Here is a 1,790-nt window from a genome sequence, read left to right as displayed (position 1 = left end):
GGTCACCGAACTCGTTCCGATCGTCCGGTTCATCGTCGACGCGACCTGTTTCACACGGAATCTCTCGACGAAGCAGTCAAGCCCGATATGCCCACTCTCGAGTGTCGTTGTCTGACACTGTCGAAGTATCGGTGACCGGGCGAGCGCTACCTGTCACTCGTTCCGTTGTTGCGTACTTCTATAGTACCAACTGCAACGATTTGCACACTGATCGCCGACCTTTCTGGCGAGCAGGTGCGCACTGACTTACAGTAGCTACTATAGGATACTTACCGCGCAGGGATGTAGGGTTCATAAGGAAGCGGGCTGGGTGCGATTACGAACTACGCCGAGACGTTCCTGTTTACTTGATTGCACGGGCTGTGCCCGTCTCGTTCGGATCGCTCTGGCCGCTTCGCTTCTCACGGAATTACTCGTCGCAGAAGCGGGCCGGGCGCGATTTGAACACGCGACCGTCTGGTTAAAAGCCAGACGCTCTGCCAGACTGAGCTACCGGCCCTTCGCTTACCCATACCGGTGAGTGGGGGTTAAACGTTTTCTTTCGTCTCGGCGATTGCCCTCGATTCCCGGGTGTGGACGTTCAACCTACTCGAGGGACGCATCGAGTGCCTCGGAAATGAGTTCGCCGGGTGTAACGTCGTCGATAGAGGCCCGACGACGGAGGTCCCGGTACGTGCCGGCTGTGAGTTGAATCTCGAGTTCGCCGAGGGCGACGCCGTGGTCGGCGAGTGCGCGTTCGATCGGCGTTCCGTCGTTGACGGCGCTGGCGACGCTTCGGACTTCGCGGACGGTGAGGTCGCCGTCGAGGATGGCCCAGGCGAGCAGGAGCCGGGACTCACCGCCGACTCGGGCGACGTGTTTGGCGGCGGTGGGTGCGATCTCGCCGATCGCGACCTGTTTGCGGACGGAGCGAGGGAGATCGTGGACGCGGGCCCACTTGCGGATGAAAGAGACAGTCGCGTCGTCCCCGGCACGCTCGGCGGCGGCCTTGTAGGAGCCTTCGGCACGCACGAGGGCGGCGCAGGCGGCAGCGCCGCGAAGCATGAAGAGGTGGTCATCGCGGCCGCTGGCGGTCGCAAATCGACTGACGGTTTCGGCGGCGTCCTCGAGGCTCTCGGGGTCTGCGGGGTCGAACTGAACGGCTTCGCGGGCACGGGTGCCGGTAACGGATTCGTCGCCCCGAATGACCGGTTCGCCGACGGGCGATTCGCGGTCGGTGGGTATCGATGTGTGTCGGTTGGTGTTGTGGTTTCGGTCTCGGTTCTGATCCCGATCCCGATCCCGATCCTGATTCCGATTCCGTTTCCGATCCTGATCTCGTTCCTGTCCACCGTCCGTTTTCAATCGACGATGTGTCTCGGGACTCTCGGCGGCGTAGCCGTCGTCGGGCCGAGTCGAGTGTCTCGGGTTCGAGCGGTTGGGTCGGTCCCCCGTCCAGTCGCCAGTCATGGCCCGCGGTATGGGCTTCGAACGCAAAAAGGTCGCTACCGTGGCGAATCTCTCCCCTGTAGCTATCAGTGGTCGTCCTCGGACCGCTCCTCGGCGAGACGTTCCCAGACCTCGGTACAGCCTGCGCCGTCTTCGAGGTCCTCGAGGGCATCGAGTTCGTCGTCGCCATCGTCGGGACGTTCCTCACCGTGATCGGGTCGGTCGTCGGAGTCGGTCATAGGCCTGATTTGCGTCGGACGGGGAAAAATCATACTCCGGCCGCCGACCACTGGAGAGGACTGTCCTCTCTGTTTTTGACTCAGCTTTGAACGTTAGCGTCGGCTGTTGAGTGAACGAAAAGG

At 62.0% G+C, this 1,790-nt stretch carries 2 protein-coding genes and 1 tRNA gene; all 3 read right to left on the bottom strand.

Features of this window, described 5'->3' with window-relative positions:
- Positions 1-425: 425 nt before the first annotated feature.
- The 3 genes from C446_RS14595 to C446_RS19390 all read right to left on the bottom strand — a co-directional run bounded on the left by C446_RS14595 (position 426) and on the right by C446_RS19390 (position 1,667).
- Positions 426-499 (bottom strand) — tRNA-Lys (locus C446_RS14595).
- 86 nt (positions 500-585) lie between these two features.
- Positions 586-1,449, bottom strand: a complete 864-nt coding sequence (locus C446_RS14590) for a DUF7119 family protein (protein ID WP_006673899.1) — start codon at positions 1,447-1,449, stop codon at positions 586-588.
- A 65-nt stretch (positions 1,450-1,514) separates the two neighbouring features.
- Entirely contained in the window at positions 1,515-1,667 is a 153-nt protein-coding gene (locus tag C446_RS19390; RefSeq protein WP_169331371.1) for a hypothetical protein, read from the bottom strand.
- Between the last annotated feature and the right edge of the window lie 123 nt (positions 1,668-1,790).

The sequence above is a fragment of the Halobiforma nitratireducens JCM 10879 genome (assembly GCF_000337895.1).
Classification (GTDB): domain Archaea; phylum Halobacteriota; class Halobacteria; order Halobacteriales; family Natrialbaceae; genus Natronobacterium; species Natronobacterium nitratireducens.
The sequence above is the reverse complement of the archived record's forward strand: the minus strand, read 5'-3'. Positions and strand labels throughout refer to the sequence as shown.

Coding starts and splice junctions, on each gene's coding strand:
- C446_RS19390 (WP_169331371.1), bottom strand. CDS start 1,667: ATGACCGACTCCGACGACCGACCCGATCACGGTGAGGAACGTCCCGAC.
- C446_RS14590 (WP_006673899.1), bottom strand. CDS start 1,449: ATGACTGGCGACTGGACGGGGGACCGACCCAACCGCTCGAACCCGAGA.